General features: G+C 57.3%; 16 protein-coding genes and 1 tRNA gene. 14 read left to right on the forward strand and 3 right to left on the reverse strand.

Annotated features, from left to right (window positions below; all coding sequences use genetic code 11):
• Positions 1–5 precede the first annotated feature (5 nt).
• From hemQ to EI77_RS17115, 12 genes are all read left to right on the forward strand, one after another.
• Positions 6–818: a hydrogen peroxide-dependent heme synthase gene (hemQ, locus tag EI77_RS17060; RefSeq protein ID WP_243838910.1), complete on the forward strand. Its 813-nt coding sequence runs from the start codon at positions 6–8 to the stop codon at positions 816–818.
• 30 nt (positions 819–848) lie between these two features.
• Positions 849–1100, forward strand: coding sequence for an addiction module protein (locus tag EI77_RS17065; protein WP_133796507.1), 252 nt, complete (start codon positions 849–851; stop codon positions 1098–1100).
• Complete coding sequence (locus tag EI77_RS17070) at positions 1082–1393, forward strand: type II toxin-antitoxin system RelE/ParE family toxin (RefSeq protein WP_133796508.1); 312 nt, start codon at positions 1082–1084, stop codon at positions 1391–1393. The genes EI77_RS17065 and EI77_RS17070 overlap by 19 nt, the downstream gene beginning before the upstream one ends.
• A gap of 17 nt (positions 1394–1410) precedes the next feature.
• Entirely contained in the window at positions 1411–2193 is a 783-nt protein-coding gene (locus tag EI77_RS17075; RefSeq protein ID WP_133796509.1) for a thiazole synthase, read from the forward strand.
• 54 nt (positions 2194–2247) lie between these two features.
• Positions 2248–3306: a class I SAM-dependent methyltransferase gene (locus tag EI77_RS17080; protein WP_133796510.1), complete on the forward strand. Its 1059-nt coding sequence runs from the start codon at positions 2248–2250 to the stop codon at positions 3304–3306.
• A 79-nt stretch (positions 3307–3385) separates the two neighbouring features.
• Positions 3386–3471 (forward strand) — tRNA-Tyr (locus EI77_RS17085).
• 256 nt (positions 3472–3727) lie between these two features.
• Positions 3728–4294, forward strand: coding sequence for an RNA polymerase sigma factor (locus EI77_RS17090; RefSeq protein ID WP_208300392.1), 567 nt, complete (start codon positions 3728–3730; stop codon positions 4292–4294).
• Positions 4291–4938: a hypothetical protein gene (locus EI77_RS17095; protein ID WP_133796512.1), complete on the forward strand. Its 648-nt coding sequence runs from the start codon at positions 4291–4293 to the stop codon at positions 4936–4938. The genes EI77_RS17090 and EI77_RS17095 overlap by 4 nt, the downstream gene beginning before the upstream one ends.
• Position 4939: 1 nt before the next feature.
• Positions 4940–5830, forward strand: coding sequence for a formylglycine-generating enzyme family protein (locus EI77_RS17100; RefSeq protein WP_133796513.1), 891 nt, complete (start codon positions 4940–4942; stop codon positions 5828–5830).
• Between the two features lie 179 nt (positions 5831–6009).
• Complete coding sequence (locus EI77_RS17105) at positions 6010–7701, forward strand: SUMF1/EgtB/PvdO family nonheme iron enzyme (protein WP_166647318.1); 1692 nt, start codon at positions 6010–6012, stop codon at positions 7699–7701.
• 516 nt (positions 7702–8217) lie between these two features.
• The gene (locus EI77_RS17110; RefSeq protein ID WP_133796515.1) at positions 8218–8493 is read left to right on the forward strand and encodes a hypothetical protein; all 276 of its coding nucleotides are present in this window, start codon (positions 8218–8220) and stop codon (positions 8491–8493) included.
• 87 nt (positions 8494–8580) lie between these two features.
• Entirely contained in the window at positions 8581–9165 is a 585-nt protein-coding gene (locus tag EI77_RS17115; protein WP_133796516.1) for an OmpA family protein, read from the forward strand.
• Positions 9166–9252: 87 nt separating this feature from the next.
• Here the strand turns inward: EI77_RS17115 and EI77_RS17120 are convergent, their stop codons facing one another.
• Positions 9253–11022, reverse strand: a complete 1770-nt coding sequence (locus EI77_RS17120) for an SUMF1/EgtB/PvdO family nonheme iron enzyme (RefSeq protein WP_133796517.1) — start codon at positions 11020–11022, stop codon at positions 9253–9255.
• 231 nt (positions 11023–11253) lie between these two features.
• On the opposite strand from EI77_RS17120, the gene EI77_RS17125 reads away from it, so the two are divergent.
• The gene (locus tag EI77_RS17125) at positions 11254–12609 is read left to right on the forward strand and encodes a caspase family protein (RefSeq protein WP_133796518.1); all 1356 of its coding nucleotides are present in this window, start codon (positions 11254–11256) and stop codon (positions 12607–12609) included.
• Positions 12610–12711: 102 nt separating this feature from the next.
• The gene (locus EI77_RS17130; protein ID WP_166647319.1) at positions 12712–13455 is read left to right on the forward strand and encodes a formylglycine-generating enzyme family protein; all 744 of its coding nucleotides are present in this window, start codon (positions 12712–12714) and stop codon (positions 13453–13455) included.
• A 36-nt stretch (positions 13456–13491) separates the two neighbouring features.
• On the opposite strand, the gene EI77_RS17135 is transcribed toward EI77_RS17130, so the two are convergent.
• Positions 13492–14106, reverse strand: coding sequence for a formylglycine-generating enzyme family protein (locus tag EI77_RS17135; protein ID WP_166647320.1), 615 nt, complete (start codon positions 14104–14106; stop codon positions 13492–13494).
• A gap of 190 nt (positions 14107–14296) precedes the next feature.
• Positions 14297–14650: an SUMF1/EgtB/PvdO family nonheme iron enzyme gene (locus EI77_RS24115; RefSeq protein WP_166647329.1), complete on the reverse strand. Its 354-nt coding sequence runs from the start codon at positions 14648–14650 to the stop codon at positions 14297–14299.
• Between the last annotated feature and the right edge of the window lie 398 nt (positions 14651–15048).

A 15048-nucleotide genomic window follows, 5' to 3' on the forward strand; every position in this document is an offset into this window, starting at 1 on the left:
TAACCATGTCCCCCATCATCCCTCAGGAAGGCTGGATCGTACAGCACCTCTTTTATCACATCGACCACGGCTTCTGGGCCGCGCTGACTCCTGAGGAGCAGGCAGAACGCCACGAGCGCTTCGCCACCACTGTGGCCGCCATTCGTGCGCATCCGAAGACCCAGCTCCTGACCTTCAGCATGGTAAGCCCCAAAGCAGATCTGGGAATCATGCTGCTAACGCCAGACCTCCAGGATGCCAACCGCTTCGAAAAAGAACTCGGCCAGGCCTTCGGCCCCGAAGTCCTCAACGCCACCTACAGCTACCTCTCCATGACCGAATGGACGGAATATAGCGAAAAAGAAGAAGTCGCCTCCGCCCGCATCGCCAGCACAGAAGGGCTGGAAATCGGCTCCGAAGCCCACATCGCCCGCATGGCCGAATGGAAAGGCCACATGGACAAATACTTCAATGACCGCCTGTACCCCAACATGCCGGACTGGCAGGTCATGTGCTTTTACCCGATGAGCAAGCGCCGCAATGTGGGTGCCAACTGGTATGCGCAGGAATACGAAAAACGCCGCGAGCTGATGGGTGGCCACGCCAAAACCGGCCGCAAATTCTCCGGCAAGGTGCGCCAGCTCATCACCGGCTCCACCGGCCTGGACAGCCACGAATGGGGCGTCACCCTCTTTGCCCACGACATTTTCCAGATCAAAACCATCGTGTATGAAATGCGCTGGGACGAAGTGACCACGCAATATGGGGAATTCGGCGATTTCTACATCGGCATCCAGCTCAATGGCGAGGAGCTCTTCCAGCGCCTGCTGCTGGCTTGATTTTTCGCCACCTAGAACGATATTAACGCCATGAGCGCTAGCAGCCCCTCGCTTTCTCCTCCGGCTGAGGCCGTGATGGCAGCCATCGCGCATCTCAGCAGAGAGGACAAAGTCGTTGTGGCCAGCCTGCTCCACCGCGAGGTGGAATCAGATGATTTCCCAGACTGGGAAATGCGCATCGTCCATGACCGGCTGGACCAGTTAGATGAAGGCAAAACAAAAGCCATTCCTTTGGAAGAAGCCTTGGCATCTTTAGACATCAAATGGGCGCGCAAGTCCTGATCCTGCCCCTTGCCCTGGCTGATCTGGAGGAAGCGGCTGAGTTTTACGACGAACAAGAGCCCGGCCTGGGCATTGAAGTGTATGCCTTTTTGAAACAGTGCTTGCTGAGTTTGCGGCAGACCGCCGGATTGCATCGTCAAAAGCGGGGCATCTACCGTTATGTTGTGCTGGGCCGATTCCCATATTACAGCGTTTATTACCGGCTCGAAGCAGGTATCGCCCTCATTGCTGCCGTCATAGACAACCGCCGTGATCCCCAATTTAACGAAGACCTCTTAAAAAGCCGATTTTGACCCCCTGTCCCAGCCCCATGCTCAACCAGCCCCTCACCATCGCCGATCGCACCTTTCAATCCCGCCTCATGATGGGCACGGGAAAGTTTGCCTCCGGTGAACTCATGCGCCAGGCCATCATCGCCTCCGGCACGGAGATCGTCACCGTGGCCCTGCGGCGTGCGGATCTTTCTGGCCAAGGTGACCCCTTCGCAAACATCCTCGATTTCATTCCTAAAGAAGTCCTGCTGCTGCCAAATACCAGCGGTGCCATGAATGCGGAGGAGGCCGTGCGCCTGGCGCGGCTGGCCGTCGCAGCTGGATTGCCAAACTGGGTGAAACTGGAGATCCATCCTGATCCGCGCTACCTGCTGCCGGACCCGATCGAGACGCTGAAGGCAGCAGAAATCCTTGTTAAAGAAGGTTTCATCGTCCTGCCTTACATCAATGCAGACCCGGTCCTGGCCCGTCGCCTTCAAGACGTGGGCACCGCCACGGTCATGCCCCTAGGCTCCCCCATCGGCTCCCATCAGGGAATCACCACCCGTCGGCAGATCGAGATCATTATCTCCCAGGCCACAGTCCCAGTCGTCGTGGATGCCGGCATCGGTGCCCCCAGCCACGCAGCGGAGGCATTCGAGATCGGTGCCGATGCCGTGCTGGTGAATACCGCCATCGCCATCGCCAACGACCCCTCTCGCATGGCCACCGCCTTTAAAGCCGCCGTCGAAGCTGGTCGCGCCGCTTATGAAATCGGGCTGGCAGAGAAAAACGAAGAAGCCAATCCCACCAGCCCGCTCACCACCTTTTTGTATTCCTAGCCGGACCCGCAGACTGAAAAAGTCTGCTGTGATTTCCCTTCCGGCATCCCGCCTATGCACGCCCTCACTGCCCTTTTTTACGCCCTGGAGACTCAGCCTGAGATCCCCGTGGCCACCGCCCAGCGCATCCTTTTCCTCCGCGCCCAGGCTCATCCCGACCTCGAAGCCCTAAAGGACCGCCTCACCTGTGAGCAGACCTGGAAGCCCCACGCCAGCGGCCTGGAAAATCAGGGCATCCGCCACACTCGTGAGGCCGAAGGGAAATACGATCTCATCCTACTGCTGCCCGACCGCCAGCGGGAAAGCATCATGTCTGACTTCGCGCAGGCTCACGAACTCCTGGCCGAAGGCGGCACGCTCGTCACCGCCCTGCACAATGACTGGGGTGCCAAGCGCATGGAGCAGCAGCTCGCCGAAGTGACTGGCGAAGTCCGCACTCTGTCCAAAAACCACAGCCGCGTCTTTTGGACCACCAAGACCGGCCCCTGGAAAACCGAAACCCTCAGCCAGTGGAAGGCCAACGGAGCCATGCAGCGCATCCTGGATGGCCGCTTCTGGTCCCAGCCCGGCTTGTTTAACTGGGATCAAATCGACGAAGGCTCCGCCCTGCTCATTGAGCACCTGCCCCACTCCCTCAGCGGGACAGTGGCCGATCTCGGCTCAAGCTGGGGTTTCCTCAGCGACCACGTTCTGCGCAAGTGCCCTAACATCCGCAGCCTGGACATGTATGAAGCCGATGCCCGCGCCCTGGAATGTGCTCGTCGTAACACCGGACTCATCCCCGTGCCCGTGCGTCCACGCATCCTCTGGAAAGATGTCACCCAGGGAGTAGGCAATGCCTGTTATGACTCCATCGTCATGAACCCGCCCTTCCATGATGGGCGCGAGGCCAATGCCATGCTCGGCCTCAAATTCATCACCGTCGCCGCCCAGGCCCTGCGCACCAGTGGCCACCTTTGGCTCGTTGCGAACAAACACCTCCCTTATGAGAACCTCATGAAGGAGGCCTTTGAGCATCAGAGCACCGTCGCGGAAACCCGCAGTTTCAAGATTCTCCACGGCACTCACCCCACGCTGGTCACCCGCCAAGTGCGCAAAAAACCCCGCCGTTAATTTTTCCGTCATGAAAACGCAAAACTCTCTTGCAAACATCGTCAGGAAGTCTTAACTCCACGCCCGCACGAAAGTGAATGGGTAGGTGCCCGAGTGGTTAAAGGGGGAAGACTGTAAATCTTCTGGCTTACGCCTACGCTGGTTCGAACCCAGCCCTGCCCACCATTTCATTTTCAACGGATTACAAGAAAAAGCCCGGCCTCACCAGCCGGGCTTCTTTTTTGTCTGAAGGCTGTCTTTTTCGCCCCTCAATGACCGCATGATGATGCTCGAAAGCAGTCTGAAGGGGAGAGCATAGGCGGCTCCAGCAGCCCTCGTCAAAAACGGGTGATATTCACTGCTTGCGCGGCCTCTTCTTCATGGGTTTCTTCTGATAGTGTCATTGGCTTCCCTTCCCCTTGATCCAAGTGAGCTGCCGTCCGTGCAGGCACTCCGCTCGACTGACCCTGGGATCAGCCGCCGGTCCTGGGCGCAGGCTTATCCGCTGCTTTGGGAGGCTGCTCAGCGTCTGGCCCGCAGGCTGTTGGCCGGGGATTCCCATGAGCATGACCGCGAGGATCTATGCGCCACGGCGATGCAGCAATTTGTGACAGGGCTTGTGCAGTCCTCATCCGAAAGCTTCAATCAAATCTCCACCTGGGACGATTGCCTGAGCATGATGAGACACATTTTACGGCTTCGCGTGCTCGATTTCTTTCGGGCGCAGGGCCGCAACCGGGAGGATGCCATGGAGGCGGTGCCGGACATCCCCACACCCCCAAGGACAGATGCGGCCAGCCTCAGCGAACTCCTCGCCCTGGTGGATGAGCTTGACCCGCCCAAACCGGATCTTTTACGCGACCGCTTCGTGGATGGCTATTCGACGGACGAGATCGCGCAGCGCCGCCAGATGAACCGCAACACCGTGGTCAGCCACTTTGCCCAGGGACTGCGTTATCTGCGCAGCCGGTTGGAAAAGCTCGAGCAGCCAGGAGGACTCCAGCCATGAAAGATGCCCACGATCCAGATACCCACATCGCCCGTGCTGCCCTGGGCGAGATCCCGCTGGAGCAGCTCCGCCAGCAGGATGCTTCAGCAGCCGCTTTGATCAGCAAGCTCACGCAAGGGCTGGATGACGACGCCCCCGTCACTGCCCTGCCTGCGCATGTTTTGGATCAGTTAGAAAAAACACGGTCTCAGGCCCTGGCCACACGCGCACCTCAGCGCGTGAGCTCAGGTATGTGGCGCAATTCGCTGCTGCGTATGGCTGCTGTGCTGGCCCTCTTGCTCACCGGCATCTGGCTGTTGCGACCACCGGCAGTGCCTACTGCCCAAATTGTACTCCGTACCCCCACGACGGAAACGCGGAGCGTCCGGCCCACCATCGCCTGGGATTCTGCGGACAAACCGGGACAAAAATACGATGTCTGGATCCTGCCTGCGGAGGGGGACCACCTCACCGCACCCGTGCTTTTCGTGGCCAAAGATGTCGAGTCACCCGTACGATTTGGAGATCTGAAACCCGGCCCGGATGTCGCTGTAGAACAACTCGAAAAAGGCAAGGATTACCGCGTCCTCGTCTGCCTGGCCAGCATAGGCCGCCACGCGGGTGTCCCTGTCACCTTCCACGTCACTCCTGCCCCTGCTCCGTAAGATGAGGCTTCTCCCATTCCTCGCAGCCTTTGGCTTCATGTTGCCCACTCAGGCGGCGGATATCGTCGCTCTTCCTCCCACGACATCAGAACCTACGGAAGTAAAAGGTATCACCCCATCCACAGCGACGAGGGAAGGCCCCTATGTCAATGAATTGGGGATGAAATTCGTGCCGGTGATGAACGAACCGGGCGGGAAGAACGTGCTCTTCAGCGTGTGGGAAACACGCCGTCAGGACTATGCAGCCTATGCCCGCAGCAGAAGCGGAGTAAACGCCGAATGGGAGGCCAAGGAGTATAACCGCCTGCCAGTCGGGCAAGGCGATGACCACCCGGTGGTGAGTGTGAGCTGGGAGGATGCAACGGCGTTTTGCCAGTGGTTGACGAGGCATGAGCGGTCAGCAGGGAGAATTGGAGCCGACGATGAATACCGGCTGCCAATGGATGCCGAGTGGAGCTATGCAGTGGAGATCGGTGAGAAGGAGGATGCCGCCGCGACTCCAGAGGAGAAGAATGGCAAGCTGAAAGATGTCTATCCCTGGGGCACCGGCTTCCCGCCGCCAGTGAACAGTGGCAATTACGCTGACAGTGTGTCCAAGGAAAAAGACACAGGGTATGGATATATTGAAGGTTACCACGACGGTTATGCGACCACAGCCCCAGTTGGAAAATATCAGAGCAACCGCTATGGGGTGCATGACCTGGGAGGCAATGTGTGGGAGTGGTGCCAGGACAAATATGAGCCGTCGGGGGAGAACCGTTCGGTGCGCGGTGGTTCCTGGTTCGATGGCCTTCCCGAGTATCTGCTGGCGTCTTTCCGTAGCAACGGCGCGCCTGCGGATCGTTGCGACGACGTTGGTTTCCGTTGTGTGCTGGTGCTGTCTGGGGAGTAGGGCTATAAAAAAATGATTTGATCTGCGCATTTCATCCACCTCCAAATGCCCCCTGCCTACTGTCCCATCTGCTGCGATGATGGGCAGATTTAACACTCGCATGTCTTTCTGTTCAATCACTGTGCACAGTCCGGCGATTGACATGGATGATGCCTGGTTTTTCTTTCCACTTCTGCCTTATGAAGTCCCTTCTTCTCTTCCTCGGCCTGCTCTCCTTTAGTGCCCTCCAGGCGGCGGATATTGTGGCCCTTTGCATCGGTAACAACGATTATGTCCGGGAGGAAGACCAGCTCGATACTCCCATCAATGATGCCCAGCTCATGAAACAGACGCTGGAGCGCCTACCCGGCGGAGCGGATGTGAAGTTGCTCACCAATGCTAGCAAGGAAGACATCGAGCTGGCTTTGAATGCCCTCAAAGTCCGCGCCCAAGGGGCCAAGCTGGCGCTGGTCTTTTACTCCGGTCACGGCATGGACGGCCAGCCGGATGGTTATGCCACCGAGGATACTTTTCTGCTGCCTGTCGAGGCCACCATCCCGGATGTGAATTACCTGCACTCCCGTGCCGTCCCGGTGAAAACTGTCCTGGATGCGCTGAAGGCTGCACCCGTCACTGCCCGCGCCGTCATCCTGGATTGCTGCCGCAGCGGAGCGCCCAAGGCCACCGCCGCGCTGACAGGCTCCACCAAGAATTTTGGAGATCTGGATGAGCGCGTCAAATCCGCCCTGGGCAAGGCCGTCGTGCCGGATGCCACCCTCATCGCCTTCGCTGCCGGCCCTGGGCGCAAGGCTGCCGCATTCCTGACGGAGGCTGATGAAAACAGCCCGTTTACCAAGTTCCTGACGGATCAATTCACCACCGGCAGCGGCAATCTTCGGGACCTAGTGGAAGCCGCCGCCGAAAATACCGAGACCGCAACGGGTCGCCGTCAGGTGCCCTATGTCAGCTATACCGGTGCAGCCAGCGCCATCCGCCAGATCGTCTTTCGCAGCAGCCCGGCCCCCACGCCCCCTCCTGGTACACCATCACCTTTAGCCCGCATGACGCCCCCGGTCTTACCCCCCTTGCCAGCACCAAACCTCTTCAAAGGCCACCCTCCGTTTTCCGCCACCAAGGCGCTCCCATATGTGAATGAGCTGGGCATGAAATTTGTGCCTGTGATGCGTTACGAAGTCGGTAAAAAAGTGCTCTTCTGCATCTGGGAAACCCGGCGGCAGGACTATGCAGCCTATGCCCGCAGCGTCAGCGGCGTGGACCGCAGCTGGGAGGCGCAGGAAGAAAAAGGAGTCCCCTGCGGCCACGAAGACGACCATCCCGTGGTCGGCGTGAACTGGACGGATGCCAAGGCCTTCTGCTCCTGGCTGACCCTCCGGGAGCGCGCCGCCGGGCGCATCGGGGCCAAGGATGAATACCGCCTGCCGAGTGACCAGGAATGGAGCTACGCCGTCGGGATCGGCACGCAAGAAACCTCCGATCTGACCCCAAGGCAAAAGTCCGGTAAGCAAGACGTTTACCCCTGGGGCACCGGTTTCCCGCCGCCAGCCAACAATGGCAATTACGCGGACAGTGCGGCCAAGGAAAAACAAACTGCCGTTGATAAAAGCATCAAAGATTATCACGATGGCTACGCAACCACCTCCCCGGTCGGCAAATTTGCCAGCAACACCCTCGGTCTCCACGATCTAGGAGGCAACGTTGTGGAGTGGTGCCTGGACTGGCATGATGCCGAGCAAAAACTCCGCGTACTGCGCGGCGGCTCCTGGGAAAATGCCTTCTATACCATTCTTCAGTCCTCCTGGCGCTACAGCTTTCCTCCCGAATTTCGCGGCAACTCCACCGGCTTCCGTTGTGTGCTGGTGTTGTCGAACTAATCGTTAGGCATTGAGAGGGGTAATGTGCACAGCCCCAAAGGGGCGAGACAACAAAGCCCAGGGCAAGCGAGCCTCAGCGAGCACCGCCCTGGGTTCCAGAGCCTCGAACCCCACCTAACCAAAAGCCCTGCAAGGGCGGGACAATACGCCACCGAGGCAGGGAAAACTCCCGGCCTATAAGGTAGCCGCTCCCAGGACTTCACAGAGCCTTCTCGATGAACGGAAATTCATCCCATCTCGCTTGCCCATGGGGCATACTAAACCGACGAATAGCGAGTCAAATTTTGAGCGGGGTTTTAGCGAGCTAAAGCTCTGGACTACTTTGCTCCGCTCGTCTCGCATGCCCTCTATTTCACCAAGAGTGTCTTCCTTCGGTATTCACTTACCCACACCTTTTTGATGAGCCGGAAATTATTTCCGAATTTCCTCAATCAACTTTGCCACTCCGGCGATTGGCCGTGTGAAAGCAGCGTGGACGCGCTGCTCAAACTCAAAACACAAACACCACATCGCCTTATGAAAAACTTCGCTCTTCTGATCATTGCCATTGTTTGTTATCTTGCTGCCAGCCGGGCAGAAGCGGGTCAGTGCCGCCCTTATACGCCACCGGTGAAAAGGGTGGTGTGCCAACCGGTGTATAGCCACACCAAGGTCATCGCCTGCCGCACGGAATGCCGCTGGGCGCTGGACCACTGCGGCCGCCGCTACAGCTATGAAGTGAAAGTGGTGACCTATGCGGATGTGTATACGGACGGCACTCTGCGCACCTATACTCAGGAGGTGCAGGCCTGAGAGGTCACTCCAGACAAGTGAGGCGGTGACGCCGCCGCCTCACTTGCCAGCTTGCCAAACCGACTCCTCTACCTAAGGTCCGACCCCATGAAGTACACCTTCCTGTTGCTGCTAACGGCACTCTTTCCCCTCACCGTGGTCCAGGCTCAAACGGCCGCTCCGCTGGATGAAGAACTGGCCCGCAAAAGCCTTTCCGCCCGCCCTCCACGCAATCCGGTGAAGAGCTCCGCCCCGGTGGTGAAGCGCACGCATGAGCGCCGGGCGGATAAGGGGCTGAGTGTGGAGGTCCTGCATCGTGCGGATGGCTCCACGGAAGAGCACACCTTCGTTCCCCTGCCCATCCTGTTCGTGGTCAATTCCGACCAGATCTTGGATGATGTTTCCCGCAACAATGTCAGTAAACTGGCAGCGGTGATGCAGGAGATCACGGCCGGTTCCAAGGCCAGCTTCAGTATCCAGGGCCATACGAGTGCCGAGGGAGATGCTGCGGCTAACCAACAGCTTAGCGAGCGCCGTGCCGCCCGCATCCTGGCACTGCTACAGGCCCAGGGCGTGCCCGCCCAAACCCTGAATGCCATCGGCCTGGGAGAAGACGTGGCCAGTTTCCCTGAAAGTGCCCCTGAGGCCCAGCTCCAGCAGGACAGGCGCGTGCTGGTGGTGCGCATGCGCTGACCACGTGAGGCAGAGCCAAAGTAGTCCACAGCTTTAACTCAGCAAAACCCCGCTTCGGATTCGACCGGTTATTCGTCGAGGCACCCATCACTTCTTTGCCACAACCAAGACGCACCGGAAGCCATTGAAATCATGACTAAAGGTGGGGTCCACCGGGAAACGGGAGGCGGAGCGCAGATAGACCGGGGCGGCATCATACCAGCTCCCACCACGAAGAACGCGCGTGTTTTTTTCCGCGTTATACCAGTCCTGGCACCATTCCCAGACATTGCCGCCGAGGTCATATAAACCCAAGGCATTCGGCGGATAGCTGCCTGCCGGAGAGGTGGTGGCGAATCCATCTGAGTAACCCTCCAGGTATTCATAACCACTCTCCTTAGCCTTGGCTTTGATGTCTGCATAGTTCCCGGTATTGGCAGGCGGCGGGAAGCTTTTACCCCATGGATAAACACCATCCAGCAAACTGTCCTTCACATCCGGGGTAGCAGTGGCCGTTTCCTGATCGCCTATCCCTACGGCATAACTCCACTCCAGATCTGTGGGCAGGCGGTATTCATCCTGAAGGCCGATGCAGCCGCCCTGGCGCTCCACTTGGGTCAGCCAGGCGCAAAAGGCGGCGGCTTCTTCCCAGCTCACACTGGAGGCTGGATGCAGGCTCTCATCATCCTCAAGCTGGAGCTTTTTCCAGGTATCCCCGGCGTCGCGGTTTTTATACGCGGCATAGTCCTTGCGGCGCGTTTCCCAGATGCTGAAGAGCACTTTTTCACCTCCTTGATAAGTCAGCACAGGCACAAACTTCATTCCCAAAGTGTTCAAGAACGGCTTTTCAATGGAGGCGGATCCGGGCGCAGTGGCCAGCAAATCCGAGAGCCTGGGCAGCGTGGGTTTTTTGGCGAATGCGGCATTCATCACAGTATGAATTTTGCCGAAGGTGATCCGGCGTTGCGCCTCCTCACGAGCCTTGCGTTCCTGATCCGTTTCATTCGCGGGAGGAGTGGTGGGCGGGGTTGTCAGACCAGCAAGGGGCTGGGAGGCGGGGATGACAAAATCCGTAATGATGGAGGCATCGCCCCGCAGTTCCACATGCGGCACCTGGCGCATTTCTGTGCGCTGCTTGGTGGTGCGGCTGGCAGCATTGACAATGGAGAAAAGATCCCCGCCTTGCGTGCGCATCTGATCCGTCAAAAATAGAGTGAAGGGGCTGTTCGAATCGGCCTCCGTCAGAAAGGCGGCTGCCTTGCGTCCTGGGCTGGCCGCAAAGGCGATGAGCGTGCCATCTGGCAGGATGGCGCTGCCGAGAGCGCGCTTCACATCTTCATCAATCCCACCCAGATTTTTCGTGGAGCCAGCTAGAGCTTTTGTTGCCGCCCGGGCACCACTACGGCAGCAATCCAGGATCACCGCACGCGCAGCACCGCGTGTGCCTTCCAGCGCACTGAGCACATCCCGCAGAGGAATGGCGCTATCCGGCAGGTCATCCACACTGGTGATGTGTGCATCCACCGGCAGTAGGAAAGTCTCCGCACGATCATAACCCGTCGGGGTGTCCTCCACTCCGTGACCGGAGTAAAAGACCAGTGCCAGCTTGGCGGATGCGGCGCGGGAGCGAAACTGGCGCAGAGCCAGGCTCATCTGGTTTCGCTGCGCATTCTTCAGCAGCACGATGTCCTCCGGCAGTACCCCTGGCACACGGCGCAGCGTGTCATGCATCAACTGCGCATCATTCCCTGGGGTATCCAATTGGTCCTCCGGATTCACATACTCATCATTGCCAATACAAAGGGCGACGATGTCCCCTGCCTGAACAGAGAGGCAGGACAGGCCAAGGGCCAGCACGGGGAGGAACCACGTTTTCATAGAAAGAAAGGGCCAGGATTCAGGCCTGAGATCAAGCTAAACTATCGTTTTTGAAACGCTCCTTTTGGCCATAAGAGGCATTTGTTAAACATCCATGCTTCGCTCCATATATAGAGAGCAAAAAGGCACCCTGTACTTGCAATAAAATTCAGCAGTATTCCAAGCATTTACGGAAAATTCCAGCGCGTCAACTTGCCATCTTCTATATCTGTTGCATCCTCGACGCTAGTCATGAAATATTCTTTCTTACTGGCGTCGACCGCCTTCTTTTTCACGTTGACTGTGAATGCTGAACGGGTGGCGCTGGTCATTGGGAATAATCAATACAGCGAGCTGCCAGAGCGCATGCAGCTCAGCAGTCCTGTTGCTGATGCCATGGATGTTGCTACTGCATTGAGCGGGCTCGGATACACGATTGTTACAGGAGCTGCGGTCACCGATGCCAGCCGCGACGTCATCACAAGTGCTACTGAGAAATTTGCCCAGGCCGCCCGGAATGCCGAGGCCGCTGTGTTTTACTACTCTGGACACGGAGTTCAGGTCGGGGAAGACAATTATATTCTGCCCACCGACACACCGAAACTCACTGGTATTTCCATGCTCAAGGGACGTGGTGTGCTGCTTCGCGACAGCGTGATGGTGGCCCTGGAAGAAGCCGGAGCGAAGACCAAAATCATCATCCTGGATTGCTGCCGTGACAATCCGTTCTCCGCACAGCTTGAGAGCGCCCTCTCAGGAATCGGCAAGAGTGTTAAAACCAAAAGCGTGGGAGAGATCACTGGCTACGGCCCAGGCTTCTACCTCGCATTTGCCACCAGTCCGGGCACCACGGCCGAGGACGGCAACGGCGCAAGGAACAGCCCCTTCACTGCCGCCATGCTCAAGGTTTTTCCGACATGTGCCACCAAGGACATTGACTTCTTCTTCCGTGACGTGAAGTCGAATCTCGGCCTGGAACAGGTGAGCTGGACCAATCACAGCCTGACAAACAGTTTCACGCTCGCATCTTCCATCCAGCCGGTGGCAATGCCCTCCAGCATTCTGGTGCCATCCGCTCCGGGCGCATCAGAGCTAGAAAAACTGCAACGTGAGATCGCGGAGCTGAAACGCCTTCAGTTGCAGATGGCGGAAGCGCCGCCCCAGGCACCCTCTACCCCCTCCGCAGCAGACGCGCCCCCCGCACCGCTCAAGCCACTGGACCTCCCTGAGAGCGGCTTTTTTGAACGCTCAGACCTGTTCGCTCCAAGTCCCTATGCGGACTACAACAGTTACAGCCAGATGTTCATCCTGAAGCAAGTTCAGGAGAAGCTCAAAAAGCTAGGTCACTATACAGGTGCGACGGACGGAGCCCGCGGCCCTGGCACGCAAAAGGCGCTCAATGCCTGGCAGCATGAACATGGACTGCCGGTTTCAGGCCGTCTCGACATCTCAACACTTGAAAAGCTCGACCTTGCCAAGATCAAAGAAATGTCCCGCCCCACGCCGCCCATGCAAAAAAAGGCTGTCAGTAAGCCCAAGGAGATGCCTACGCCCCCCCCTGCGCCCAAGTCCATTCCTGCAGTGGATGATTTTTTCAAAGACGTCTAGCATCGTTCATTCTAAGAAATGATGATACCATTCTTCAAGCCCCTCGGGCTACTTTTGACGGCCTCGACCTGGGCGACTTCGTTCATGCTCGTGGGATGTGCAATGCCGCCTGCTGCCAGCACAATCAAGGACCTTCCTCCTGCCACCAAAGAAGCACCCTTTGTGAACAGTCTCGGCATGAAATTTGTGCCCGTGCCTGGAACCAACATTTTGATGTGCACGACGGAGACAACGGTTGAGCAGTATAGATCAAGCCAAATGACTGCATCAGGGATTCCGCCATTTCCACAAACGGGCGATCACCCGATAGTTGGTGTGAACTGGCAGCAGGCTAAAGCATGGTGTGAGTGGTTGTCTAAAAGAGAAGGGCGTCGATATCGTCTTCCTAGCGATCGTGAGTGGACTGAGGCAGCAGGTGTGGAAACTTATCCTTGGGGAAATACATGGCCACCTCCCACCAATACAGGCAACTTCGCCGGACAAGAATTGCGCAACTGTTCCGAACAAGATAGGCAAACCCTTTTAAAATCGCGAGGAATGGTGAACAAGGGCTTCATGCTCATTAATAATTTTTCAGACCGGCATATTTTCACTGCTCCAGTTGGAAGTTACCCTCCTAACCGACTGGGGATCCATGACTTGGGCGGTAACGTTTCGGAATGGGGCCGAGACAACAACCCAAACAAGCACCCCTTCGGACATCCAGGCAAGTTTCCATCCATTCGCGGCGGCACCTGGAATTCGGCTTTGACCGCTGAACTCACAACAGCAAGTCATACTACGTATATCCCATTCGATCGATGGTCCTATTTTACAGGTTTCCGTGTCGTACTTGCGCCTAACTAACACACTTGAACGTTCATTTCTCAGGGTAGGTGTCTCTCACTTCACCAACACGCAGCGGAAACCGTTGTCGAAGTCGTAAAGCGGGCGACTAGCCGCATATCTTGACTTCAGCACCTCGCGATCTCCGTCGACCCAAGATCCCCCCTTCAGTACCTGGGATTCACACCACTCCCACACATTGCCGCTCAGATGATGAAGCCCCAGGCCGTCAACCTGCCCGCTGGAGACCTCCGCCGTGTAAAGCTGGTAGTCATGGTAGTCTTTGATGAGACTCCACTGTCCACCTACCTTCGACTTCCATAATTCCTTCATCTGCTGTAAATCCACGGCAGGAGCCGTGCGCCACTCCTGCCCGGCAAAGTTTCCCGCCTTGTAGGCAGGAGGCCAGTTGTCTCCCCAAGTATAGCTAAAGGGTCCTGTCGCGGCATTCCACTCCTGCTCTGTAGGTAACCGGTAAGTGCGCCCTTCCTTCTTGCTCAACCAGGCGCACCAGTTCTTGGCTTCGGACCACTGAATATTCACGGCTGGATGATTGCCTCCTTGCGGATACCAAGGAGGATTATAGGTGAACCCAGCGGCCTGAAACTCAGCCACACGGGTCTCCGTGGTACACATCAAAATATGCGTGCCAGGAATAGGCACGAATTTCATGCCCAAAGAATTAATGTGCGGATTCTCGCGGGTTACCTCAGACAGCCTGCCGCCATCTGAAGGCTGCTGACATTGGGTCAGAGTGAGAGAGGCGCAGATCGCGCCGAGTAGTGTTACGTGAATCTTCCAGTACATGTTCATAATCGATAAAGAAGTGCAGCTTGACCTTCCATCTCTCCACCCAGAACCCTCACAATTCCACCACGATTCTGAACCCCCCCGTCAACACAACGGAGTTAGAAGACACTTCCCAACGATGGGCAGTTTCCAGTTCTGAACGCTCACTATTGATCCAGGAGGCTCCACGCAGGGCTGATGTGTCCTCCATCCACTCCCAGACATTGCCAAACAAGTCGTGGATGCCGAGCGCATTGGCTGGATAACTTCCCACCGGCGCCTCAAAAAATGAGGATCTTGAAACCCCTTGATCGCATTTAAAGAATCGAGACCCTGCGCATTGACATAGGCCCTCACTCTTTTCACCTTCGACTCCTGTCCCATGTAGTTTGCAAAGTTGGTTGGGGGAGGCCATGTGGCGCCCCATGGATAAAGAGAAGAAACGCCAGTTGCCGCATCCCACTCCGCGTTGGTAGGCATCCGATAGCGCCGCCCTTCGCGTTGGGAGAGCCGGGCGCACCACAAATGGGCCGTCGCACGATCAATACCGCTCACCGCATCCCTTCCGCCTGGAAACTTGCCCGAAATCGGGCTTTCAATCATGTCTTGCACCCATCCTCCCGCCTCCATCTGTTGCACGCTTGTTTCCGTGGTGCACATCAGGATGTTCGTTCCAGGTACGGGCACAAACTTCATTCCCAGACTATTGACGAAAGGTGCCTCCTTGGTGGTGGTCGCTAGGGGGTTGAGCGGCACCACAGCCTCCGTCGGCACTTGGCATTGGGTTAACAGCAGTGTTGCCATAAAAAGGCATAGGATCAGGGA

It is taken from the genome of Prosthecobacter fusiformis, assembly GCF_004364345.1.
GTDB classification, from domain to species: Bacteria; Verrucomicrobiota; Verrucomicrobiia; order Verrucomicrobiales; family Verrucomicrobiaceae; genus Prosthecobacter; species Prosthecobacter fusiformis.